At 39.7% G+C, this 24,324-nt stretch carries 29 protein-coding genes and 1 tRNA gene; 18 read left to right on the top strand and 12 right to left on the bottom strand.

Annotated features, from left to right (window positions below; all coding sequences use genetic code 11):
• Positions 1-914: 914 nt before the first annotated feature.
• The 4 genes from IOC57_RS05600 to IOC57_RS05585 all read right to left on the bottom strand — a co-directional run bounded on the left by IOC57_RS05600 (position 915) and on the right by IOC57_RS05585 (position 3,708).
• Entirely contained in the window at positions 915-1,808 is an 894-nt protein-coding gene (locus IOC57_RS05600; protein ID WP_207437777.1) for a ClpXP adapter SpxH family protein, read from the bottom strand.
• Complete coding sequence (locus tag IOC57_RS05595; protein WP_053534150.1) at positions 1,805-2,209, bottom strand: globin domain-containing protein; 405 nt, start codon at positions 2,207-2,209, stop codon at positions 1,805-1,807. Before IOC57_RS05595 ends, IOC57_RS05600 begins: the two co-directional genes overlap by 4 nt.
• 232 nt (positions 2,210-2,441) lie before the next feature.
• On the bottom strand, positions 2,442-3,107 hold the full coding sequence (locus IOC57_RS05590; protein WP_309487667.1) for a lytic transglycosylase domain-containing protein: 666 nt from the start codon (positions 3,105-3,107) through the stop codon (positions 2,442-2,444).
• A gap of 22 nt (positions 3,108-3,129) precedes the next feature.
• Entirely contained in the window at positions 3,130-3,708 is a 579-nt protein-coding gene (locus IOC57_RS05585) for a CYTH domain-containing protein (RefSeq protein WP_207437776.1), read from the bottom strand.
• 316 nt (positions 3,709-4,024) lie between these two features.
• Here IOC57_RS05585 and yjbM point away from each other — a divergent pair, with 316 nt between their 5' ends.
• Genes yjbM through IOC57_RS05570 form a run of 3 tightly spaced genes read left to right on the top strand, consistent with a single transcriptional unit; the run spans position 4,025 to position 6,422 of the window.
• The gene (yjbM, locus tag IOC57_RS05580) at positions 4,025-4,645 is read left to right on the top strand and encodes a GTP diphosphokinase (protein WP_034314484.1); all 621 of its coding nucleotides are present in this window, start codon (positions 4,025-4,027) and stop codon (positions 4,643-4,645) included.
• A gap of 50 nt (positions 4,646-4,695) precedes the next feature.
• Positions 4,696-5,490: an NAD kinase gene (locus IOC57_RS05575; RefSeq protein ID WP_207437775.1), complete on the top strand. Its 795-nt coding sequence runs from the start codon at positions 4,696-4,698 to the stop codon at positions 5,488-5,490.
• Between the two features lie 17 nt (positions 5,491-5,507).
• A complete protein-coding gene (locus IOC57_RS05570; protein WP_207437774.1) occupies positions 5,508-6,422 on the top strand; it encodes an RluA family pseudouridine synthase in 915 nt (304 codons plus the stop codon).
• A gap of 89 nt (positions 6,423-6,511) precedes the next feature.
• On the opposite strand, the gene prpE is transcribed toward IOC57_RS05570, so the two are convergent.
• Positions 6,512-7,255: a bis(5'-nucleosyl)-tetraphosphatase PrpE gene (prpE, locus tag IOC57_RS05565; RefSeq protein WP_207437773.1), complete on the bottom strand. Its 744-nt coding sequence runs from the start codon at positions 7,253-7,255 to the stop codon at positions 6,512-6,514.
• Between the two features lie 122 nt (positions 7,256-7,377).
• Between prpE and mgtE the strand changes: the two genes are divergently transcribed.
• The 11 genes from mgtE to spoVIF all read left to right on the top strand — a co-directional run bounded on the left by mgtE (position 7,378) and on the right by spoVIF (position 14,507).
• A complete protein-coding gene (gene mgtE, locus IOC57_RS05560) occupies positions 7,378-8,748 on the top strand; it encodes a magnesium transporter (RefSeq protein ID WP_207437794.1) in 1,371 nt (456 codons plus the stop codon).
• 133 nt (positions 8,749-8,881) lie between these two features.
• Complete coding sequence (gene fabI / locus IOC57_RS05555; RefSeq protein ID WP_207437772.1) at positions 8,882-9,655, top strand: enoyl-ACP reductase FabI; 774 nt, start codon at positions 8,882-8,884, stop codon at positions 9,653-9,655.
• A 275-nt stretch (positions 9,656-9,930) separates the two neighbouring features.
• On the top strand, positions 9,931-10,245 hold the full coding sequence (locus IOC57_RS05550; RefSeq protein WP_207437771.1) for a hypothetical protein: 315 nt from the start codon (positions 9,931-9,933) through the stop codon (positions 10,243-10,245).
• An 11-nt stretch (positions 10,246-10,256) separates the two neighbouring features.
• The gene (locus IOC57_RS05545; RefSeq protein WP_207437770.1) at positions 10,257-10,829 is read left to right on the top strand and encodes a hypothetical protein; all 573 of its coding nucleotides are present in this window, start codon (positions 10,257-10,259) and stop codon (positions 10,827-10,829) included.
• 14 nt (positions 10,830-10,843) lie between these two features.
• On the top strand, positions 10,844-11,209 hold the full coding sequence (locus tag IOC57_RS05540) for a DUF1360 domain-containing protein (RefSeq protein WP_207437769.1): 366 nt from the start codon (positions 10,844-10,846) through the stop codon (positions 11,207-11,209).
• Between the two features lie 289 nt (positions 11,210-11,498).
• On the top strand, positions 11,499-11,996 hold the full coding sequence (locus IOC57_RS05535) for a YhcN/YlaJ family sporulation lipoprotein (RefSeq protein WP_207437768.1): 498 nt from the start codon (positions 11,499-11,501) through the stop codon (positions 11,994-11,996).
• A gap of 17 nt (positions 11,997-12,013) precedes the next feature.
• Positions 12,014-12,484, top strand: a complete 471-nt coding sequence (gene spoVAC, locus IOC57_RS05530) for a stage V sporulation protein AC (RefSeq protein ID WP_207437767.1) — start codon at positions 12,014-12,016, stop codon at positions 12,482-12,484.
• Positions 12,485-12,487: 3 nt separating this feature from the next.
• Complete coding sequence (spoVAD, locus tag IOC57_RS05525; RefSeq protein WP_207437766.1) at positions 12,488-13,513, top strand: stage V sporulation protein AD; 1,026 nt, start codon at positions 12,488-12,490, stop codon at positions 13,511-13,513.
• Between the two features lie 16 nt (positions 13,514-13,529).
• Positions 13,530-13,886 carry a stage V sporulation protein AE gene (gene spoVAE / locus IOC57_RS05520; protein WP_057278904.1) on the top strand — a complete coding sequence of 119 codons (357 nt, stop codon included), beginning with the start codon at positions 13,530-13,532 and terminating at the stop codon, positions 13,884-13,886.
• A 95-nt stretch (positions 13,887-13,981) separates the two neighbouring features.
• Complete coding sequence (locus IOC57_RS05515) at positions 13,982-14,140, top strand: YjcZ family sporulation protein (RefSeq protein ID WP_396020773.1); 159 nt, start codon at positions 13,982-13,984, stop codon at positions 14,138-14,140.
• Positions 14,141-14,252: 112 nt separating this feature from the next.
• A complete protein-coding gene (spoVIF, locus tag IOC57_RS05510; RefSeq protein WP_207437764.1) occupies positions 14,253-14,507 on the top strand; it encodes a sporulation-specific transcription regulator SpoVIF in 255 nt (84 codons plus the stop codon).
• Between the two features lie 357 nt (positions 14,508-14,864).
• Here spoVIF and IOC57_RS05505 read toward each other — a convergent pair whose 3' ends face one another.
• Positions 14,865-17,138: an ATP-dependent helicase gene (locus IOC57_RS05505; RefSeq protein ID WP_207437763.1), complete on the bottom strand. Its 2,274-nt coding sequence runs from the start codon at positions 17,136-17,138 to the stop codon at positions 14,865-14,867.
• Positions 17,139-17,290: 152 nt separating this feature from the next.
• Here IOC57_RS05505 and IOC57_RS05500 point away from each other — a divergent pair, with 152 nt between their 5' ends.
• A complete protein-coding gene (locus IOC57_RS05500) occupies positions 17,291-17,572 on the top strand; it encodes a hypothetical protein (protein WP_207437762.1) in 282 nt (93 codons plus the stop codon).
• 56 nt (positions 17,573-17,628) lie between these two features.
• Here IOC57_RS05500 and IOC57_RS05495 read toward each other — a convergent pair whose 3' ends face one another.
• From IOC57_RS05495 to IOC57_RS05475, 5 genes are all read right to left on the bottom strand, one after another.
• Positions 17,629-18,117: a spore coat protein gene (locus tag IOC57_RS05495; protein ID WP_207437761.1), complete on the bottom strand. Its 489-nt coding sequence runs from the start codon at positions 18,115-18,117 to the stop codon at positions 17,629-17,631.
• 234 nt (positions 18,118-18,351) lie between these two features.
• Complete coding sequence (locus IOC57_RS05490) at positions 18,352-18,615, bottom strand: hypothetical protein (RefSeq protein ID WP_207437760.1); 264 nt, start codon at positions 18,613-18,615, stop codon at positions 18,352-18,354.
• 159 nt (positions 18,616-18,774) lie between these two features.
• Positions 18,775-19,203, bottom strand: a complete 429-nt coding sequence (locus IOC57_RS05485) for a GNAT family N-acetyltransferase (RefSeq protein WP_207437759.1) — start codon at positions 19,201-19,203, stop codon at positions 18,775-18,777.
• Between the two features lie 4 nt (positions 19,204-19,207).
• Positions 19,208-19,723 (bottom strand): YjcG family protein, encoded by a 516-nt coding sequence (locus tag IOC57_RS05480; protein ID WP_207437758.1) that lies wholly within the window; start codon positions 19,721-19,723, stop codon positions 19,208-19,210.
• 89 nt (positions 19,724-19,812) lie between these two features.
• A complete protein-coding gene (locus tag IOC57_RS05475; RefSeq protein ID WP_207437757.1) occupies positions 19,813-20,535 on the bottom strand; it encodes an alpha/beta hydrolase in 723 nt (240 codons plus the stop codon).
• Between the two features lie 190 nt (positions 20,536-20,725).
• Here IOC57_RS05475 and IOC57_RS05470 point away from each other — a divergent pair, with 190 nt between their 5' ends.
• Complete coding sequence (locus IOC57_RS05470) at positions 20,726-21,283, top strand: phosphatidylglycerophosphatase A family protein (RefSeq protein WP_207437756.1); 558 nt, start codon at positions 20,726-20,728, stop codon at positions 21,281-21,283.
• 17 nt (positions 21,284-21,300) lie between these two features.
• On the opposite strand, the gene IOC57_RS05465 is transcribed toward IOC57_RS05470, so the two are convergent.
• The gene (locus IOC57_RS05465; protein ID WP_207437755.1) at positions 21,301-21,522 is read right to left on the bottom strand and encodes a hypothetical protein; all 222 of its coding nucleotides are present in this window, start codon (positions 21,520-21,522) and stop codon (positions 21,301-21,303) included.
• Positions 21,523-23,055: 1,533 nt separating this feature from the next.
• Here IOC57_RS05465 and IOC57_RS05460 point away from each other — a divergent pair.
• Together IOC57_RS05460 and IOC57_RS05455 are read left to right on the top strand one after the other, a co-directional pair.
• Positions 23,056-23,583, top strand: coding sequence for a hypothetical protein (locus tag IOC57_RS05460; protein WP_207437754.1), 528 nt, complete (start codon positions 23,056-23,058; stop codon positions 23,581-23,583).
• Positions 23,584-24,148: 565 nt separating this feature from the next.
• Positions 24,149-24,220, top strand: a tRNA-Val gene (locus IOC57_RS05455).
• Positions 24,221-24,324 lie beyond the last annotated feature (104 nt).

Genomic DNA, 24,324 nt, shown 5'->3' with positions numbered 1-24,324 from the left:
GGACCCGAGCACATCGGGTCCTTTTCAAGTTATATGGATGTCCGTCATAATCCTTTAAAACGGTTTCTCTGATTTAAGCTATGAAGAATTATGAACAAAACAAAAAATAAAATAGGGGAGGTAAAATACAGAGGAATGAGATTCATGATACCGAGTAGCTGGACAAATAGCGACCCGATCAAGAGTATGAGTAGAATAAAGCCTTTCAATTTGGTCACCTCCAACCTGGCAGCAGTAAAAGCCCATCTGCACTTTATTAGATAGTATGTTTTAGAATAAGCAGTATTCTAAGAATATGACAATAATGTGAAGTTACGCACAAAGTTCTTGCAAATAAGGTGTATAATCTGCTATAGTACAGATATAGAAGTTATCACATCCCAAACATATACCCCTTTGTTTGTTCGTCGTGAAATTTCTCCCATCCCCTTATTCGTATAAATAGATGAAAACCCCAGCAAATTTCGCGATTTGCCGGGGTTTTTCATTTGCATCAAAAGTAAAAAGATTAAAATGGAACCGGTTGTAACAAAAGTTGAACAAAAGATAAAGTAATAAAATGAAATGATGATAGATAATTGTGATTTATTTCACAACAATGATTATTCCCTATCCATGATATGAAGCATATATCAAAAATACTTATGAATTTAAATTAAAAAGGGCTCTTATTTAGCTCTATACAAAAAATATATATTGTGAACAATTTGTGAAAAGTTACACATATAGTTGAAACTTAAAGGGGTTATCTGTTATATTATTTATTGTGAAGTAAATCACAAACAAACTTATACCCCTTTGTTTGATCGTGAAAAAATTTCTCCCATCCCCTTATTTCTTATAAAAAAACCATGCAATCTTTTGATTTGCATGGTTTTTTCTTTTTTATATAACATACAAAGAAGCAGTCAAATTCATGACTGCTTCTTTGTATATCTCCAAAACGTTCCGTATTTAGCAGGTATTTTCTCTGCCAACTGTTTTAAAACAAGTTTTTTCATTTCCAACTCGACGTTATTCTTATTCATATTATAAACTGTTTCAATTTCCTTTGTGGCCACTAGTTTGAAACAGCTTAAAAACTCTTCGAGAGAGGGGGGAGTTGCAGGGGCGGGAAGGCCATTCAGCATATCTTCTAAAATTTGAACATATACCTCGTAAGAATAGACACCCGAAACTTTAATTCCCTCTTCTTCAATATTTTGATTGAAAAAAACAAGGGAAGGTATTTCTGTGACTTCCATTTCGCTTGTGATTTTCATGTCACACTGAAAGCCTTTAGCTGCACTGGAAGAATTGATGTCATAAAGGAATTCCTCCACATCCAATCCAACCATTTTGGCACATTCGGTCAAGACTTCGATATTGGATATATCCCTTTTTCCTATGAATACATATTCTTGAAGCTGCCTTAAAAAGCGGATGGCCAATTTACGGCCTTGCAATTCCGCTGCTTTTATTGCGATGGAAGCTGTGTATGGAGAAGAGATTGGGTTTTCGGACCAAAGGCTCCCGTCGCAGGACATTCCCGAGCGGCTGGCTGTCTTTTCCCAAACTTGAGCAATGTTTTCATAATTTTTATTTTTCCCCATATTAAGAGAATCGATTTTACCGCTTAAAACATGGCGTAAACTGAACAATTGGCCATATTCTATCTGTAATTTCCTAATAATTGGTTCTAAGCCCCAGCATTCTGGACAAAGCGGATCAACAAAAACATAAATTTCAATTGGCTTTTTTCCTATATCATAGCAATGCTGCGTCTTGATCCAATCGGAAATATTGAAAACTGGTTTTTGTGCGCTCAACTGTCTTCTCCTTTCCCGTCAGTTCCGGATGTATTGATCATATGCTGTGCCGTCAAATAGAGGCGGTGATAGAAAAACTCCCTAATCTCACCCTCAAGGCCAACTTCGTCCATAGCTTGATACATGCAAGAGAGCCATGCTTTCGCACGTTCTGGTGTAATTTCAAAAGGTATATGTCGAGCCCGCAACATAGGATGGCCATGCTCTTCGGTATATAAAGAGGGACCGCCTAAATATTGAGTCATAAATTGTTTTTGCTTACGGACCGTTTCAGTTAAATCGTCAGGGAATATTGGCTGCAGATCCGGGTGTTGGCTAACGTTGGAGTAAAACACATCAATTAATTTGTGTAATTGCCCTTCTCCAATTAATTCATATGGTGTAGGGTTCCCTTGCATCATGTTGATTACTCCTTTTAAAGAAAGATGGTTGATATTTATTCATATTTTATCAATGACGTACTGATATAACAAATATATAGCTTAAAGAAAATTTTACATCTGTAATATGACACAGGGGAATGATCGGAAACGATAGCCTTCGGATAACTTTCCCGATTGTTATAGGTTCGTGGAAGAAGCATATATAGACATGAAAAAACTGACCCGTCACAAAACACAGGGTCAGTCTGCTTTAGCTTGAAAATGTGCCGTAAACTTTTTGAACATAGTTCTGAGTTTCTTTAAAAGGCGGGATGCCGTTATATTTATCGACGTTTCCTGGCCCTGCATTATAAGCAGCTAGGGCAACTTGGATGTCCCCGTCATAGCGTGCCATCATTTGACTTAAATATTTACTCCCGCCCATGATGTTTTGTTCTGGATCGGTTGCATCATTTACGCCAAGGCTTTTTGCAGTCGCTGGCATTAACTGCATAAGGCCAATTGCACCCGCATAACTGGTGGCTTCAGGGTTGAAGTTCGATTCTTGTTTAATGACAGACATAATCAGTTTTTTCGGGAGATTATATAAACTGGCCGCCTTGCTGATGATATGATCATAGTTTGTTACGGTTTCGGCGCTCTGATTGTTAGGATGGGCAGTGGATATCGGATTGATGTTCATGGATGTCAGGCCGCCGGGTTGAAGAAAGGACTTCGTTTCCGCTTCCACACTGGATAATAAGGAACCCAATGTCTGCGAAGTGCTTTCAAGAGCATCACCCGAAACCAGTTCCGAGAGCATGTCCTGGAAAACGGATCGAGATGAATTTGTATTTATGATGTTGCCATTTGTGAATTGCTGGATTGCCTGCAATTCCATAAAAGTTTTGAAATCTTGGATTTTCAAACTCTCCACCTCCGAATGGGTTCAAACAGGATTATTCCTGAAATTTGGCACGATAAAACCTCTTAACTTTATTTTCGGTTTCCCTTAAGGGAATTTGTAGGGTTTCAAGGAGGGTCAGGAAATTTTTTTTCCCGGCTATTGCATCCGATACTTCATATTCAAGCTCAAAGTCTTCCTGGTTCAAATACGAACTATGATCTAAAACAAGTAAACCCTCTTTGTAAGGACATTCAAAACGGTCCGTCTTTAATGTCCCAAAGCAGGTAAAGTCTTTTGGATCAATTCCGCATTCGAGGATAAGATGTTGGATCTCGCCATCAGGGAATGTGTTATGTTTCAGAAACGCATAGGCGGTTTCTTCAGGAATATCTTGATTCGTTTCCAATAACCCTTCTGTAGCGGGCTGTTTTAAAGTCAGCTCATAACGCCCGTTTTTCTCCCGGATCCTAAGCGCGGATTCTTGATTTTTCAAAGAGAATCCGCGTGTATCGAAGTAATGATTTTGCTGTGTTTTAAAGTTCGATGCCCCGACATCAAAGTATTCGATCAGTTGTCGAAATTCTTTTTCGCTTAAGAGGTTTTTATATTCAATTTCAATATGCTGGTTCATTTGTTCCTTCCTTTCTGGCTGATTCTTAGGTTAATCATATAAGAACCATTCCAGCTGTCAAATTGAATTCAATAATTTTTTTTATTGTACTTGAATATTTAGGAATCAATTGCAGGATATGATAAAATATAAACGTTGAGCATTGGAATTGGATTATCGTATATAGAAATTTAATACATACTTTTTGCTAGATAGAGATTTAATAGGATCCAGTTGTGAATTGGCATAAAGTCATGTGACTCCTGGATTTAGGAGAGCGTTCTGCCCATACCAGAGTTGAACAGGCGCTTTTTAGATAGATATAGGTGGTGTGGCAATGGAGAGTTGGGACGATTTCTTGGCGCCTTATACTCAGGCAGTCGAAGAATTAAAGGTTAAGTTAAAGGGATTGAGGAAACAGTTTGAAAGAGAGAATATTCATTCACCGATCGAATTTGTAACAGGAAGGGTAAAACCGATTGTCAGCATTTTGGATAAGGCGAGCCTGAAGGATATTCCCATTGATAAATTGGGAACTGAAATTCAGGATATTGCAGGGCTTCGCATGATGTGCCAGTTCGTGGATGATATCGAACAGGTAGTTGAACTATTACGAGGCCGCAATGACTTCGAGATAGTCGAGGAGAGGAATTATATTTCCCATAAAAAAGCAAGCGGCTATCGTTCTTATCATGTTGTAATCCGTTACCCGGTCCAGACGATCCATGGCGAAAAAAATATCCTTGCCGAAATTCAAATCAGGACTCTTGCAATGAATTTTTGGGCGACGATTGAACATTCTTTAAATTATAAATACAAAGGCATTTTCCCGGAAGATATTCAACTGCGACTCAAACGTGCGGCGGAAGCGGCCTTCCTGCTGGATGCGGAGATGTCGCAAATCCGTACGGAAATCCAGGAAGCGCAGCGTCTGTTTTCCAGGAAGAAAGATTCTTGAACGCATGAATGGGTAAAAAGGAAGAAATCTAATTTGTAAGGTGGGATTACATGAAATTCGCGATTACGTCAAAAGGAGATGCGAAATCGAATACTTTAATGCAAAGGATGCGGACGTATCTTCAGGACTTTCAGTTGGAATATGACGAGGATCAGCCGGATATTGTCATTTCTGTCGGTGGTGATGGCACTTTATTATATGCTTTTCACCGTTATAAGAATCGATTGGATAAAACCGCCTTTGTTGGTGTACATACAGGACATCTTGGTTTTTATGCAGATTGGACCCCTGATGAAATTGAAAAATTGGTAATAGCTTTAGCAAAAACCCCGTTTCAAATAGTGGAATATCCACTGCTCGAAACGATCGTCCGTTATCAGCATGGAGGACGGGAAGCCAGATTTTTGGCTTTGAATGAATCGACAGTCAAAAGTGTTGAAGGGACGCTCGTCATGGACGTTGAAATACGCGGCCAGCATTTCGAGACGTTCCGTGGAGATGGTTTATGTATTGCAACGCCATCTGGAAGCACGGCTTATAATAAGGCGCTTGGCGGGGCCATCGTCCATCCATCCATCGATGCCATACAGATTACCGAATTGGCATCCATTAATAACCGGGTGTTTAGGACGGTAGGATCGCCTCTTCTGCTGCCGGCGCATCATACATGTATGTTCAGGCCGGTCAATGCCGTCAATTTTCAAATTACGATCGACCATCTGTCCTTGCTACAAGAAGATGTAAAGTCGATACAGTGCCGAGTGGCAGATGAAAAGATCCGATTTGCCAGATTCCGCCCTTTTCCATTCTGGAAGAGAGTGCATGATTCATTTATTGCTAACTAAGGAGATAGACTCACCTCATGTCAAATCAAAACTTTTCTTTGACCTGGTCGGTTTTTGAAGAGGATTCTGGCTCTTTATTGCGAGAGTTCCTCAGCAAATGCGATATTTCAAAACGAGCATTAACGGATATTAAGTTTAAAGGTGGGTATATCCAGTTGAACGGCGAAGAAGTAACCGTAAGAGAACGGATTGAAACTGGTGACATCGTCACCGTCATATTTCCGCCGGAACAGGCAAGCGAAGGTCTCTTGCCGGAACCCATCCCCCTGAATGTCAGGTATGAAGATGAGTTTGTATTGGTGGTGGCCAAGCCTCCTTCCATGAATACCATTCCTTCCCGGGAGCATCCCAACGGCAGTCTGGCGAATGGCTTGGCTGGTTACTATAGGAAGACGGGAATTCAGGCAACGATCCATATTGTTACACGGCTTGACCGGGACACTTCCGGTCTGGTTTTGATTGCCAAGCACCGGCATATCCATCATCTTTTAAGCGAACAGCAAAAATCTGGGAAGGTTAAACGGAGATACCAAGCCATAGCTGAAGGAATCGTTGAAGGACCTATAGGAGAGATAGTGGCACCAATCGGACGAAAATCGACCAGCATCATTGAACGGGAAGTCAGGGAGGATGGCCGGTATGCCTGTACACTATTTAAGGTATTGGCATACACGGATTCCTGTACATTCCTTAATTTGGAACTGCAAACGGGGCGTACTCATCAAATCAGGGTGCATATGGCGCATATTGGTCACCCGCTGGCTGGTGATGATTTATATGGAGGGAACAGGAGAGATATCCCTCGTCAGGCCCTTCATTGTTTTGAATTGAAATTTTTACATCCTTTCACAAAGAAGATGATGTTGTTTCAAGAAGAGTTACCAGAAGATATGAACCGTCTGCTCGAGGGAAGTAAAGGATGGGGCTCCTGACTTGATAACGTGGCGCATTAAAATGAATTCAAGTTTATGAAAAAATCCATAAACGAAAAAAAACTCACCAAGATGGCGAGTTTTTTTGGTTAATCAAAAGATGTCCTGAATTTTTCCGCTATATATGGCATGGTAGAAGGTACCTCTTGAAGATCCATTTCGGGATATCGGACAGCCGTCAGTTTTCCACCGAAGACGCAGCCTGTATCAATGTTGTATGTATGATTGACTCGCCTAGCTTCAGGGACAGGTGTGTGTCCATATACGATCCATGTTTCCCCTTTGTATGATTGGGCCCAGTCTTTCCTGACCGGAGACCCATCGGGATGTTTGGAGCCATTGATATCACCATAGAGGACAAAGGTTTTTACCTTACTGCTATATTGACCAATAAAGTCACTGCGAATTCCTGCATGGGCAATGATCAATCTTCCTTCATCAATGAGTTGATAAAGTGGTGAACGTTCATACAGATCCATGAATTTTTTTCGGATCTTCTTCTGCTCCCGAATGTTCAGTGATTCATATTCAGATACAGTAGTCTCTAAACCGTGGGATATCTGAACTTTATTGCCTGAAAAATAACGATACAATTTATTGCAGTGGTTACCTGGGGCATACCTTGCTATATTTTGGTTAATGACTAATTCATGGACAACCTCGATTACTTGTAGGGAATTTGGACCGCGATCGGTTAAATCCCCTACAAAGCCGAGAATCCTTCCAGAGGGATGTATTGGAAACCCGGACTCCCATGTATAGCCCATTTTTTCTGTCAGCTGCCTGAATTCAGCGAAACATCCATGAATGTCCCCTATGATATCGATGTTCATTTGACACACCCTTTGTTTGTTTTGTATATGTTTATGGTATTAGTATAGTATTATTTAAAAAAATAAAATATAAACGAGGAAATGAAAAAATATCTTTTAGGAGGTGTATGGTTATGGAGGAGATGAAGGACCGGGAGCGGGAGAGTAGTCAAATGAATAATGAGCTTTTGCTTGAAGCGCTTAAAACGGAAAATCTAGCACGATTTCGTACGGAGTTCCTTGAAATGCATCCGTATGATCAGGCTCAATTTTATACAAGCTTGTCAGATGAATTCAGATCCGTCGTTTACACATATTTGTCACCGGAAGAAATGGCGGACCTTTTTGAAAATATAGAAATAGATGAACAGGATTACGAAAGCCTGTTGGCTGAAATGAATCCTTCTTACGCAGCCGATATGCTTTCCCATATGTATGCGGATGATGCGGCTGACGTCCTGAATGAAATCAATGATGAGCAGGCCGTAAGCTATTTGACCATCATGGATGATGAAGCGGCAAGTGAAATCCAGGAGCTTCTGAACTATGAGGAATCTACGGCAGGAAGTATCATGACGACAGAGTTCATTGCCATTGAAGCAAACGAAACGGCTCGATCAGCCATGCAAATCTTAAAAAGGGAAGCACCGGAAGCGGAAACGATATATTATGTGTTCGTTACCGATCAGGATAAGAAGCTGCTTGGTGTTTTATCGCTAAGGACATTGATCATAGCTGATGAAGATGCTTTAATCGGTGAATTAATGGATGACAGGGTAGTTTCCGTACCTGTATCAGAAGACCAGGAAGAGGTGGCACGAAAAATAAGGGACTATAACTTCCTTGCCGTGCCGGTCGTCGATTTCCAAAACCATTTGTTAGGGATTATTACGGTTGATGATATCATTGATGTCATGGATGAAGAGGCATCCGATGATTATTCAAAATTGGCAGGTATATCTGATCTTGATCATGTTGATAAGAGTCCATTTACAGCTGCAAAAAAACGGCTGCCATGGTTGGTCATCCTCTTGTTCTTAGGCTTGCTGACTGCAAGTTTGATCGGCCGATTCGAAGAGACACTAAGCCAAAAAGCGATTCTGGCTGTATTTATTCCATTGATTGGCGGCATGGCTGGAAATACAGGAACACAAGCATTGGCAGTAGCGGTCAGAGGGATCGCGACAGGTGAATTAGAACAGGAAAGTAAGTGGAAACTAGTCCTTCGAGAGGCTGGAACTGGCCTTATTATTGGCCTGACATGTGGAATTGCCATCATTTTTATCGTCTATTTTTGGCAAGATGATTTTATGCTAGGATTATTAGTCGGTATTTCGATTTTCATAACGCTGATCGTTGCCACACTTGCCGGTTCAATTGTCCCACTTCTCATGCATAAAATGAAAATCGACCCAGCGGTAGCTTCAGGCCCTTTCATTACAACTATCAACGACCTTATCAGCATTCTAATTTATTTCGGATTAGCCACATTATTAATGGGCTATTTACAATAAGCCAAAGAAGGCCTACTAGGAGGGTTATTCCCAAAGGACTTTAGAAAACGGTGTTTTTATTAAAGGAATTTTGATATACTGTCATTAGTAGCAGGTACTAATAACTTGTATTAAAAATAGGAGGTCACATACGATGACTTTTTCATTAGAGGGAAAAACGTTTGTCATAATGGGTGTAGCGAATAAAAGAAGTATTGCATGGGGAGTTGCCCGTTCCTTACATAAAGCTGGTGCAAAGCTGATATTCACTTACGGAAAAGACCGTACAGAAAAAAGCGTTAGGGAACTATCTTCTACATTGGAGGGGGAGCCCTCCAGCATTTTGCAATGTGATGTAACAAAGGATGAAAGCATTGAAAAATGTTTTGCGACGATTAAGGAAGAAGCAGGTATCATTCATGGCGTGGCACATAGTATCGCATTTGCTAACAAGGAAGAGCTTGACGGTGAATTCGTCAACACGAGCCGTGAAGGATTCTTGCTTGCCCATAATATCAGTTCATTCTCTTTAACGGCTGTAGCTAAAGCGGCGAAGGAAATCATGCCGGAAGGTGGCAGCATTGTCACAATGACGTATCTTGGCGGAGAACGGGTTATGCCAAATTATAATGTAATGGGAGTGGCTAAGGCTTCACTTGAAGCCAATGTCCGTTACCTATCAAGTGATCTTGGCAAAGATAACATTCGAGTGAATGCAATTTCAGCAGGTCCAATCCGTACCTTATCCGCTAAAGGTGTTCGTGACTTCAATACAATTTTAAAGAAAATTGAGGAAGAAGCACCGCTCCGCCGTACAACGACTCCTGAAGAAGTTGGGGATACGGCAGTATTTTTATTAAGTGACATGTCCCGCGGGATTACCGGGGAAAATATCCATGTGGATTCCGGTTACCATATAATCGGATGACAACAAAAAAGGGGGCCGATATCGGTCCCCTTTTTTGTTGTCCACTCTGCATATCTTGAATTGCTCTGATTTTTTCATCTTCAAATGATTTAGTTTTTCTCCCCTCATCCCCAACATATCCAGAATTGATTACTGTCCTTTTTTTGGGGAGTGGCACATCCCCAGCATAAAGAAGGATGAATCTCATATAAATGATACATAGAGCTGATATTCATTGATTGCGAGAACCGGCAAAAACCTGCTTTCAACCCTATTCGTGAAAAAGGAGGGGCATCATGGACGTAAAGAAAGTTGGTCTGCCTTGCACTGTTGGAAAACAAACCATACACCATACGCTGAAGAGACAAATTATTGTGAATGAAAAAAATATCAGCACTTCATATACCGCCGAGGAATTGGTGGAGCTATTGTCACGACTTCCAGCCTTTGCACCTAAGCCTGTATGTAAGTTCATCATCAATGACCGTATATTATTCGGGAAATTGGAACAAAAAAAAGAATCAAGATTGTTCATAAGGCATAAATTCGGGAAAAAAGTGCTCCAATACCAGATGGAACAGCTGCAGTCTGTGGACATTCTGAAATATTAAGGAGGGTTTTCATGTCAGAGAAAAATGACGATAAGGAATCCAAACCGCTTTTATATGTCGATCAAGCAAAAATATCAGATCTGCGTGGGAATATGCAAAGTGATTTTCGAACGAAAAAGGGTACACCTCAAGACAGCGTTGAGCCGGAACTTCAGGATGGCGAGGATGATAAGGAAGAAAAAATAGAAAAAGTCAAACGCGAATTTGGTGTTTATGAGGCCATGAAGGAAATTGAAAAAGAGATTTCGGGATTAAGGGAAATCACCGAACAATATGTCCCTGAGCAAACTCCGGTTGAACAAATGGCACATCCTGAACAAATAGAACAGGAAAACGAAAAGCCAGTTAAGAGAAAAAGAAAAAAGGCGGAGAAAAAAGAATCTTCACGGGACATTATTTCCCGCCTTTCCAATCATCAAGGTTTTCCGAAGCCATTATGTGAGGCTGTTATTAACGGTGAAACGCTTCAGTTTCATGTGTTGGGAATGAAGGGGGAATCAGTGAAGATTAAAAGAGGGAACCATATTCGTTTCGTGGGTCTGCCGGATATTATCAATGCTAAAATAATTGAAGAATCCAAGTGAAGGAGCAATATTAGATGTATCTCCCACAAAATGAATTTACCTTATTTATTATATTAGGCTTGGCTTCATTCAGGCTTACACGCCTGATCGTTTTCGATAAAATCATGGAGCCGCTGCGCCTCCCCTTTTTTAAAGAGATAGAGGAAAAAAATGAAGAAGGAGAAGTGGAAATATTTTTAATGCCCAAGGAAAAGGGCTTGATTGGCTGGTTTGGACAATTGCTAAGCTGTTTTTGGTGTGTGGGTGTCTGGGTCAGTCTTTTTCTGGTTTTTCTTTATATCCAACATTGGTTTATAGGTGACGTACTGATATTGATCCTTGCCGTAGCAGCATTAGGAGCGATGATTGAGGTTATAATCAGTAAAATTATGGACATTTGATTGGAAACAACTTGTCTCTTCGTTCATATAGTATGTTATAGATCTTAAAGGAGGGTCATAAATTGAATCAGAAACAGAATCCATGGACTTATGCCAAACCGATGAAAAAAGATCAGCCGGTCAAAATCAAAAAGGACTGTGGCTGTAATAATAACAATAAAAATAAAGGCTATTGAGTAAAAAAACCTTTCCGTTTCGGAAAGGTTTTTTTATTTCCTAATCCTACCATTCATAAAAAAACAGTTAAACAAGAAAATAACAATAGAACGATAAATTAGGATGTGATTCAATGTTCAAACAAGGAACGGTTTTTAAGGTCAGCATGCTGGTGTTTATAGTTGTTATGTGTGTGCTTACTGCTTGCAGCAATAAGAATGATGGAACAACGGAGAATTTAGCCATGATTAAACGTACGAATCCTGAACCGATGGATATCATTAATGGAATGGATGAGGAGGATGAAAAGGGACTGATTTCAAAGGTAAAGGAAACAGTGGCTAATGAAGACACGATCTATGACGTGATTGTCGTGAAAAACGATAAAAAGATTATCGTCGCTTATAAAGTTAAGCATTTGCAACGTTTTCATATGAAGAAAATTGAAAAGACTGTGACTGAACATCTGGAAGAGCAGTTTCCCAACAATGATTTTATCGTATCAAGCGATTATAAAATCTTTTTGGAGTCTGTAAGATTGAACGAGTTACTCAAGGACAAAGATGTACCCGAGAAAAAGGCAAGGAAGAAGTTTAAAGAAATTGAAGAACTTCAAAAAGAATTAATTTAGAAGAGAGGTTCGGTACTATGAGCGGCAAGGAGAAAACGACCCCGCTGCAGGATGCGTATCAAGAGCTCCAAGGAAAGCATGAAATTAAAAGACCAATAGTGAAGAATTGTTTGAAAGCCTTTTTAGTAGGCGGCATTTTCTGCATAGTGGGACAATCCATTTCCTACTTCTATATTTACTTTTTCAACTTTACGGAACAGACAGCAGGTGGTCCCACAACTGCTACCATGGTGTTCCTGGCTCTTTTGATGACCGGTTTCGGATTTTATGACCGGATTGGCCAGTTTGGCGGGGCAGGAAGTGCCGTCCCTGTTACAGGATTCGGTAACGCAGTCATTTCGGCAGCAATCGAACATCGGACGGAGGGTTTTGTACTTGGCGTTGGATCCAATATGTTTAAATTGGCCGGATCGGTCATTTTATTTGGAGTATTTTCAGCCTTTGTCGTGGCATTGATAAAAACGCTTTATCAAATGATTGGGGGCTAAGCGGTGTTAAAGGGAAAACAATCATGGATGTTCACCAATAAGCCGGTCATCTTGGAAACAGGGGTAACAGGCGGGCCATTTGAAGCAAATGGAGAAATCGCGGGTGATTTCGATATTCTATTCGATGATTTGTGGATGGAGCAGGATTCATATGAGAAGGCTCATCGACATTTGATTGAAAAAGCGGTTGAGCTTGCATTGGAAAAAGGTAAAATCGACAAGGAACAGGTACAATTTTTATTGGCGGGTGATTTAATCAATCAGGTTACACCTACAAGTTTTGCAGCCAGAACTAATGGAATTCCATATTTCGGCTTGTTTGGAGCCTGTTCCACTTCAATGGAAGGGCTTGCTCTGGCTGCCTTCATCACTAATTATGGTGGGGCTAACTATGTGTTGACAGGCGCCTCAAGCCACAATGCAGCTGTTGAAAAGCAATTTCGTTATCCAACTGAATATGGAGGGCAGAAACCACCTACAGCTCAATGGACGATAACAGGAGCGGGAGTGGCGCTGGTTGCTCCCAATGGAAGCAAGCAAGGGGAATTTCCCCATATTGTCTCGGCCACTATCGGAAAGGTCATTGACATGGGATTGAAAGATCCTTTCAATATGGGGGGAGCGATGGCCCCGGCGGCCGTCGATACGATAATTGCCCATTTTAAAGATACTGGTTTGACCCCGGATGATTACGATTTCATCATTACCGGTGATTTAGGTCAAATAGGGAGGGAGACAGCCATTGACTTATTGAAGCAAAAGGGCTTTGACATCAATCAGGAAAAATTCAAGGATTGCGGATTGATGATTTTTAAAAAGGATCAGCCTGTTTTGGCTGGCGGGAGCGGTGCGGGATGTTCGGCAGTGGTTTTATACGGTCATATACTCAATGAAATGATATCTGGTAAATATAAAAAAATCCTGCTTGTTGCAACAGGAGCATTATTGTCTCCACTTTCCGTCCAGCAAAAGGATACGATTCCCTGCATTGCCCATGCGGTAGCCATTGAATATGGGATGAATTCATGAAAAAGGAGAGATTTCGATGTTAGCAATGTTTTTTTGGGCCTTTGTCATCGGTGGCTTGATCTGTGTAGTCGGCCAGCTTCTTTTTGATGTTGCTAAGCTGACACCAGCACATACGTTAAGCTTATTCGTTGTAATAGGGGCTGTACTTGGCGGATTTGATTTATATGAGCCACTTGTTGACTTTGCCGGTGCCGGAGCAACCATACCGATTGTTTCGTTTGGGAACTCGCTGGTGAACGGGGCGATGATGGAATCGGAAAAACATGGTTTAGTTGGCGTACTGACTGGTATGTTTGAAATTACAAGTTCGGGTATCTCTGCAGCAATCATTTTTGGATTCATCGGAGCTTTGGTTTTCAGACCAAAAGGATAAAATAAGCTAAATAGGCAGCCTGGACTAGGACATGGCCTATACATATTTGTCCAGACCTACATATGTTATCAGTAAGCTTTAGCGAGAGCGAGGTGATATATATGTTTGGTTATGGTGGCTACGGTTGTTGTGCCGGCAGCGGTTATGGATACGGCGGCGGTTATGGCGGAGGATACGGTGGCGGAGGCTCTACTTTCGCGATAATCGTTGTATTATTTATCCTATTGATCATTGTAGGGGCTTCTTTCTGCTAAGGTAAATGGAATAGGCAGAAGAAGCCTATTCCATTTATTTTTTTTGTATGGGCCAAGCACCATTTTTCTGATAATACCATAGGATAGGTACAGAAAAGGGAGGGGCTTAGGTATGGATAATAACTTTTTTAAAAACATAGAAGGTAAAACGGGCGTGAATATGAAAGATGTATTAGAATTGGCAAACTCGCTGCAAGGGGCCAATTTCAAAGATGAAACAACAGTTAGAAACGTCATTAAGCGCGTATCAAAAATAGCGAACAAACCGGTCAATAAGGAAACGGAAGATAAAATCGTCCATTCCATCATAGCTGAAGGGAATAAACTGGATTTCGGGACTATTTCCAATATGATAAATAAAAAGTGACAAAAAGGCCTGCTATCATGCAGGCCTTCAGACTGTAGACAAACTCGAAGAAAAGCGAGTTTGCCTGCAGTCTTTTTATTTAAAAAAACTGTAGTTGATTTCAGAAATCCGCTCCCTTTTCGCCGACTGTCTGCCAAGTCTCATAGCATGCATCTAGTGGGGTCTCGGCTAGCCAGTTATTCGGCAGGAGTGTCGCAAATTACTTCAATCCAATGAGGATTCGTCTCATAATAAAGACTTGGTTAGTGTTTTAAAACCTGGTCTGGTAATGAAAACCTTGATGAAGTTGTGGACCATTCCGAACCTCCCTTTTGTTTTATCCCTCCTTTTCCCAAGGTGGATAGCATCAGCTTTTTGTCAAAGCTTCAGGAAACGTGATGGGTGGGCGTTCCGGCCGCGTCTAGTTTGCAGGATGGAAAGGTAAAGTTCCTTTTTAGCCCTGGTTGCCGCTACATAGAGCAATCGTCTTTCCTCCTCAAGAGGGGATAGTTCCCCTTTTCGGTAAGATTCAAGTGCGAAATCATGAGGAATGCTGCCATCGACAGCAGCAAGGACATAAACGGTTTGATATTCAAGCCCTTTGGAACGGTGTATGGTGGTAAGCTGTATGGCATCCTTAAAATGTTTCGATAGCTGTTTAATCTCTTGGACCATCGCAGTCATATGATCGACATGTTCAAGGAAAGCGGCGACGGTCGGAAAACGCTTTGCTGCCACCTTTAAGTCACGGATATCATCGGACCCTTTTTCCAGGTTCGCATCATTTCCGCGTTTTTTTACATATTCCTGGTATCCTAAATCTTTCTCGATGATTTCTAAAGCTACGAGTGGCGACAAATTTTTTAAAGAGCGGATCTGTCCTGGAACCGTTTTTAATTTTCGTTCCTGAAAAGCATGTCCTGTCTTAACAAAAGCAAATGCATCGATGAAATCACAATCCTGCAATATTGTCATTGCTTTTAACTCCTGTAATATACTTTGCTTTAAGAATAAGGAGGAAAGGACATCAGATGCTGCCTTGCTGTCATGCGGGAACAAACTCAAGCGCATAAAGGCAAGCATGCCGCGAATGACCCTGCGCTGATAAAACGAATCCGCATCCTTTTCAATGACGAATGGCAGGTTGGAAGCGGCTAGCCGTTCAAAAATGGCCCTGGACATCGTGTGTGTCCTGTACAATACTGCAAAGTCCCCAGGATTTGCTCCCTTGGATATTTTCTCTTGGATATCGGATACGATCATCGTTGCTTCCAATTCCTCATCATAAGGATAAAATAAAACAGGGGGTGGGCCTGAATCATGCTGTGCCCTCATCTTTTTCTCCATCCGGTTCTGGTTGCGCTTGATCAATCTGTTCGCTGTAGCGACAATTTCATGGGAAGATCGGTAATTCTCCGTAAGCTTCACAACTTGGGATCGAGGGAAATCATGATTGAAATTCAAAATATACTTCGGATCACTTCCCCGGAATGAATAGATGGATTGGTCATCATCTCCAACTGCACATACATTTTTTGATTCAGCAGAGAGGAGTTTTATCAATTCATATTGAACTTTATTGATATCCTGAAATTCATCTACCAAAAAATAGTTAAACCTTTGCTGATATTTCTTTAAAAAATCCGGGTGGTTTTTTAAAAATACATAACAGCCTACAAGCATATCATCGAAATCATACTTCCCTGTTTGTTGTTTATATTCTTCATATTTCTTATATAAAAATAAACACGACTTCTCCCAATCGTCTTTAGGGTGAATATCTTCTGGAAAGGCTAATGAGTTTTTCCAAAGCCCAATTTGTTGAAGGGCTTGATCATATGCAAATTCCTTATCATCAAGTTCCAATTCCCTTCCAGCCTGTTTTAATACCTTTTCCTTTTCCCACTCCCACTTCAATAGGAAATCGCGCTGCCATTTGGCTGGTTCATGAAAAATCAGGATTTTATAAAAAATGCTATGAAAGGTCCCGCTAACAATTTGAGAAACAAGGGAAGGAGTCATATAGGGATAGCCGAGCAGACGCTGCTGCATTTCCTTTGCTGATTTCGCCGTAAATGTTACAAGCATGATACTTTTTGGATCAATCTTTTTTACTGTAAGCATATAGGCAGTACGTACCGTCAATACGCGGGTTTTCCCGCTGCCTGCCCCTGAAAGGACGAGAATGGGACCATCGATCGTCATTACTGCCTTGAGTTGCTCTGCATCGAGAATAACCCCTGAGGAGGATAATTCTTGAAAGTATGGTTCCTCTGATTGTGCCAGACCATATGATTTATCTGAATAATTTGGATTGCCGGTTATGGGCCGGCTTTTAAGGAACGGTTCTGTAATGGTTTTTGTTTCCGTAATGGTTCGTGATGTAGGAATCCTAAATCCATTCTGTTCCATATATTCTAATGGCTTGTCCCCATCTATTGGATCTGAAATTGGCATTTCACAGGGTCCCTGCAAGGGGTCACTATGATAAAAATAAGGTGTATCTTGGATTCCAATAAATAATTTCACTGGTTTATGACAAATGATACAAGAAAGCTGATCACGTTTTCCTTTTTCAAAAAGTGTCTGCAGCTCACCAGCTGAAACGGTATGTAAATGTACGATTTCATTGCCAGATTTTGCTTGATTCATATAAATGGATACCTCTAATCTATTAAAAATATCGGCAATACTCATCATACCAGAAGATTAGAAAAAAAGAATGCGGAAATCATGTTTAAATATTGTTCTGGACGGGTAATTAAGTGACAACATAACTAGTAAAATATAAGGAGGGGGGTATTATGGGATACATAGCACCTGTCACACAATTTGATTATATTCAATATGCCAACCGGACGGTCGAAGCTTCAGAGAAAGTAAGAATTGTTAAAGGAACGACACCCATTCAACCTATCCGTTTTGATCAGTTGTTGGATAGGGAAAGGGGAAGCGTTGAAGGATTAGATCAAAATCAAGATAATGATCGGGTAAGTACAAATAAATATCAAATGGGCATGAGGGTCAGTAAAGATTTAACGACTGAAATGACAGGAAAAGGAAGGTTTTTCAACGAAATTGTCTAGTTCCTCCATGAAAGACAAAAGAGGACACGTGAAGTGCCCTTTTTGTATTGATTTTCTTATAGAATGTCAATTTCTACGATTAGAGCTAACAATAGTTGCAGTAATAGTTGGATGTTTAGTGCGATTTGTGCATCAGTTGTTGTAATGTCGATATCACGGCTGTTTTCAACAATTGTTTTTTGGCGCGTGATTTGTTTAACATTAGAAGATTGGATTAATTCTTGAGTGATCTTTTCAGCATTATCAGCATCTGCAATGGAAATGCTTACGATGACCGCAATTGCAGCTTGTAGAGCAGCTTGTAGAGAAAGGGCCGCTTTAACATCCGTTGAAGTGACATTTACATTACAAGAATCTTTAATGTAAATAAGTTCTTCAGAAAGCTGAACTTGATTATTATCCTGTCTTGCATCTTGGTCGATCTTTGTGTCATCGTCGTTACAGAATCCTGACAGGGGATGTCTGGAAGCGGAATCTAGAGCCGACCATGATCTTTCAGAGTCATCATTTGTGTTACAGTTGCTACGATATACATTTTGGTTCATGTTGTTTTTTCCTCCTTAGGTTTTATTCCCTATTAAAATATGCTTTGATGGGTAATCGGGTTGGACGAATAAATCAGTTAATTCGTCTATTTTTTAAATACTTAGATAAAGTATTAATGTGTGGGGGGTGAATAATAAAGAAGCTGGAGCTTTAGGAATGAAATGTAAGTGCTGCTATGTCTCGTTTTACTTATTCTCGCCAGCAAGTAAGGTTTGATTAGGTGATATGGTGCGTCATTTATCTTTGGAATCAGTGAATTTGTTGTGAATGGAATTTGTAACTGGATTAACATCATGTTCCGTGATGTTCTTTTCTTGGTTTATGATTTTCAGTGATTGTTCTTGTAAATAACGAATGGTTTCTTTAAGGTTGTTTCTCTCTCTTTCAGTTAGATCGACTTTTTCCTTTTTAAAACCATGTTTTCTCATAGTCCTCGAAACCAGCAGCTCCATCAGTCTTTTTTGAGACTCCTCCAGGTTAAATTCATTGTTACCCATAAAATTTTCCCTCCTTCTTGCTTTCTATATATAGACTATGTATTTCTGCGTAGATTGCCATTGAACGGAAATGGTTTTTTAAATAAAAGGATAAATTAAGTTCCTGAACGAACAAAAAAAGCTGTCCAATCAGAAGACTGAAAGGACAGCTTTTTTAAATCATAAAATGGTTTTCTTCATCGTTTTATGAGGAATGCCAGCATCCATGAATTCGTCGGAAACGATTTCATACCCTAATTTCGAATAAAAAGGGATGGCATGCACTTGGGAATCAAGCTTCAATTGAGGTACTTCCTGCTTGCTTGCATAATCCTCAATAGCATTCATGATCATGGCACCGGCACCATTTTTTCGGCCCGATGATAGTACACAAATGCGCTGGACTTTACCGATGTTGTCAATGACCCTGAAGCGGCCGGCACCGATTGGCTGATTCTGCTCATCATATAAAACGAAATGTGTAGACTCTTCTTCATATTCATCGATCTCTTCTTCAAGAGGGACGTTTTGTTCTTGGACAAACACTTTGTTTCTAATCATATAAGCATTTTCAAGTTCTTGGCTGTTCTCTGCGATCTTTACAAACACGAAATCATTCAGCTCCTAATCTAAATGTTTCATAAACGGTCCATGCCCCGTCTTCAAGTTGATACAGCAAGTGAACTCGTTTCACCTCTTCTTCATGGCTGATGTCAAGCATGCTTAATTGGCCTAAAACATCAGAATGCTCATTATCGGATAAATCTTGAGCGATGGTAATATGAGGGACAAATGGATGTTCACTTTCGCTTTTTATGAAGTCATCATTGTTAAGTGCATCATGCAGCTTTTGAAGCCCTTCGGATAATTCCACTTTGAAATAAATAGTATTGCTTACGGGTTGGAAAGACTTCGTTTTCGTTACGTTCAACGTAAAGGGCATGCACTTTTGAGCAATGCCTTTTAATTGTTCTGCAATTGTTGAAATTTCCATATCCGTCGCTTCGAACGTTGGTTTAAGCGTCAGATGCGGTGGTATGAAGGCATATTTCGTATCATACCGTTTGCGATAGGAGTTAGCTAAATCTTGAAGTTTTTTTGAAGGGAAAATTGCAACACCATATTTCATAAATAAAACCTCCTGATATTTTTTATTGTTGTATTATAGTTGGACATGTTTTTTCTAGAAACCATCTCAACGTGATGATTTCTAGAATGTTAGAACATTTCCAATAGTGCTCGTCTTAAATCTGCCTGCCAGTATTTCCAGGTATGATTACCTTCAAATTCTTCATAGAAGCAAGGAAATCCTTTTTGGTTAATTAATTTATGCAATTCCCTATTTGGTTCTATGAAGTTTACCTTGTTGCCATCCGTGGTCGGAACATCCGTTTCATCAATCCCGATCACATGGTAAAGTTCGAGGAGATGCGGATCCTCAAAATTACGTACAGCATCCATTACTGCTTCATTGGCAAGTGGCGACTGCATGATGCATTTCCCGAATGTATGCGGATACTTTAGTGCGGCCAATAGTGAAACTGTACCGCCAAGAGAGTCACCGATTAAAGTTCGACCATGTCCCATTTGATAGGTTGGGAATTCATCATCTAAAAACGGAACTAGTTCATGGGCAAGAAAACGTATGTATGCAATGTGCTGTTCCCCGTCCGGATGATATTTGCGCCTACGGTCAAAGCGGTCTTTATAGGGAATGCCGACAATGATGATATTCTCGATCTCATCGTTTCCTAACAGTTCATCTGCTACCCGACCAATTCGGCCCATTTGAAAATAATCACGGCCATCCTGAGCAATCACAAGCGAATATTTATACAATGGCGAAAAATTTGCAGGCAAGTAAACAAGTATTTCCAATTCTTCTGCTAAAGCTTCGCTTTTAAACATGTACTCTTTAATTGTGCCTTTGCGTAAACTCATTCTCCCGCACCTCGATGATAATTAATAATGAAAAACAACTTACTTGACTATTTTAGCATAGCCTTGCGACTTTTTCCCGTGACAAGAATTTAGAATATAAAATTTTCATTATAATTTTCTAAAAATTTAAATTATAAGGTGCTATAATACAAGGATATAGAAAAATAATACAAAAAAGGTGGCGAATAAAATGGCAGATGTACACGTACACAGCAGGGAAGTAACAAAGGCGGCTAAGCGAACATTATTAGAGCGTGGTGTCAGTGTGGAGGCAATTGCAAAAATCGTTTATGAATTGCAGTTCCCGTACAAAGCTGATCTTAAGCTGGAGGAATGCATCCACAGCGTTGAGCGTGTCATGTTGAAAAGGGAAATTCAACATGCCATTTTAGTCGGTGTGGAGCTGGATAAACTGGCAGAGCAAAAAAAACTATCAGAACCCCTGCAATCGATTGTTGAATCTGATGAAGGGCTATTCGGAGTGGATGAAACGATTGCCTTTGGTGCAGTACTCGGTTACGGAAGCATTGCTGTAACGACCTTTGGCCATTTGGATAAAAATAAAATAGGCGTCATTCACGAACTTGATAAGAAGCAAGAAGGAATCGTGCATACCTTCCTGGATGATATCGTTGCAAGCATTGCCGCTAGTGCCGCCTCAAGGTTAGCTCATCGTCTTAGAGATGAAGAAGAATCTTTAACTGAACAGGAAAAGGACATCCAGGAAGAAGAAGAATTAATTGGTTGAACCTTGATTAACAATCTTCATCCAGACCTGTCAAACCTGGCTTTAATGAGGCGGGCAGAAAGGATATTGGCCACTTTAAACGTCCGTTTTGTCTGCCTTAGAAAACAGAATGCGTGAATATGGCCTGAATAAATTTCAAGCACCTGAATTTTCCGCTGCGTAATCTTACCTTGTTCGGAGAGATAAATTATCTCCAATGGAGCATTTTCTCCCATATGTTTGCGAAGTATATATTTCATTCCCCGTCACTCCTTTGCTGACTTGCTTGCTATCATTATATGCGAACGTACGTTTTATATGCAAGGAGAATAAGAGCGTTTGTTCGTTTGTGTGAAGAGGATAGAATAAGGTGAAATTAAAACTTTTTTAATATTATGCATAATGCGTCGGTTTTTTAACAAAAAACATATAACAAATTATGCCCTCTAATTATCTTACTGGTTAGTCATTACATACGACTAGTTAGTTCAGCGGGAGAGCACTTCCTTGACTGAACAGGCTGGTCGAGTTTTACTCCGAGTTAAGCTCTTGTCCATTATCATCAACGATTTCAAGTTCATGTATTACATTCTCAGTTAACGACTATACAAATAATAAACTTCTGAATCACTTTTATTTTTGATTTCAAAAAGAAAAGTGATTTTTTGTTGCTTTGCTTTGCTTTGCTTTCAAAAAGGTTATTCATGATTAGGAACTAGAGGGATTAAGAGAGACACCTCTCAATGGTTGCAAATAGCTTTTTAATGATTCCTGAGCTGGACTGTGGTCTCATGACCTTATCTATAAGGATACTCCGCAACGTGTATTCATCCCATTTTGTACGGGGGTGTGAAGGGTGGATCATGTTTTGTCACTTCTTTAAGTTCTTCAAATTCTTCCTTTCTCCTAACGGCGTCTTAGAAGTGCAGTAATTGGTTCTTCATCAACCCAAACTGAAGTGCCAATATACCTCACCTCCATGTCAGATGGAGAAAAAATCTGTTTCCACGATTAATATCCACTAAAATCCTTCCTTATTATTAGCCCTATTAATGTAAATGATCAGTTCGCTTGTGAGAACACACTATAGTACCCAGCTTATGTAATGGAGGATAGGGGGAATAGCCCACTTATAGGGCTGGAATATGGAAGCTTATCGACATTTGGATATCCATCCTTATAAATACATTGAACGTCGATTACAGGACTCAAGTTAACCTTGTTTACGTCAGGTAAGCGAAACTGAAAGGGTCTATACAAATCTAAATGCCCATAGAGCAAGCTTACTAATGTACTTCACCCCCTTTTTGCTAACAACCAATCTTCTTAAAAACGGTATATAAACCAGTAGATTTTTGCTGTGTGAGTTAGATTTATTTTCACTTTTGTACCATATTGTACAAACATCTTTTCTTTTAATGAATAAAATAACCCGAAAATAAAAAAAGAAAAAGGTGATTATAATTAAAAATCATTATCCTATTTCACATTGTAATTCCTTTGTAGACACCACATATCTATATAAGAAATGTGATCAAAAGAAACCGGATGATTCCCATTGTTGTCATAAGAAACACAATGACTGTAAATGTGTTCAGAAGAAACCGGATGATTGCCATTGTTGTCATAAGAAACACAATGACTGTAAGTGTGATCAGAAGAAACCGGATGATTGTCATTGTTGTCATAAGAAACACAGTGACTGTATTTGTGATCAAAAGAAAACCGATGACTGCCATTTGTGCCATAAGAAACATAATGACTGTCACTGTGATTATAAGAAACCTAATCTAGTGAGAGCATCTGCTTTTAGGGCTAATAAGAACACATCACAATTTTACGAAGCAGCGGTTACTCCCACTGTAAAAGTTTTATACCAAACTGAACAATTTGATTTAGCAAATGAATATAATCCGCATGTATCAACATTTATTCCAACGGAGAATGGAATTTATGAAATCACAGCAAAAGTTTCATTTTGTCCGTCAAAAAGAAAAAGCGATAAGTCCTCAAAAAACAAAAAAAATAGTTGCAAATGTGATTATTGCAGAAAAAATCATTCATCAAAAGACAAAAAAAAGCATTGTTCAAAAGAAGGATATGTCGCATCCATTTCAATTAATGTAAACGGAGATGATTTAGATATTGATCATGAGTTCTTTGAGAAATCAAGACCGATTGGTCTATCAGTTACTACAATCCTTCAGTTACAAGCAGGAGATCGTGTACAAGTAAAATTTAGCGCAAGTGCAAACGGAGAGATTTTAGCAGAAGCACCTTTAACTAACTTTCAAGCTGCTAGATTCCCGTCCCCAATGTGAAAATCTTTTGCTTAATCCTTAGATTAAGCTTCTAGACATCATATTTGTTATTTAAAGTTGAGTAAAACTTATGGGTAGGATCCTAGGATTTCCTTATAAAAGGTTAGTTGGGTTCTATTCTAAGAAATTTTGGGGTCAGATCCTGCTGGCTTCTTTTTTTCTTTGACTTTGCTAAAAACGGTTATGGGGAAAAAAGAGAAAACTCTTTTGAACAAGTTCTAAAAAAAATAACCTTACTAAGTGTCAGCCTAACAGTAGAATGATAAAAAAAAGATAACAACAGTATCTGACTATAAAGAAAAGATACGTTCCCAATTTGGCTCATATTGTTTTACGAAGATCTGGAGATAATGGTACAGGAAACTCATAAAGGTAATAGGTTAAATATTGAACGGATTCTTACAAGCTTGCAATTTTCAAGAGTTAACTTCACAGACCACTTACGAAAAAAAGTTAGCAAAACTACTTGTTTTATTTTGAATACCACTATATAATAAATCTTGTTCAGAAAAGTAGTCAGCAACTAAGGTTTAAAAACAAGCTCTAAAGAGCTTGATTTACATACGACTTGTTAGCTCAGTGGGAGAGCACTTCCTTGACAGGGAAGGGGTCGTGGGTTCGAATCCCTCACAGGTCATCATAATTTAAAGGATGAAACCGTTGATATATAAGGGTTTCTAATGATTATACCACTTTTAAGGAAGTGGTATTTTTTATTGAATCTAGTTCGTGGCAACAATA

The sequence above is a fragment of the Bacillus sp. SD075 genome, assembly GCF_017355165.1.
Lineage (GTDB): Bacteria > Bacillota > Bacilli > Bacillales > DSM-1321 > Peribacillus.
This window is presented reverse-complemented; position numbering and strand designations above follow the sequence as displayed.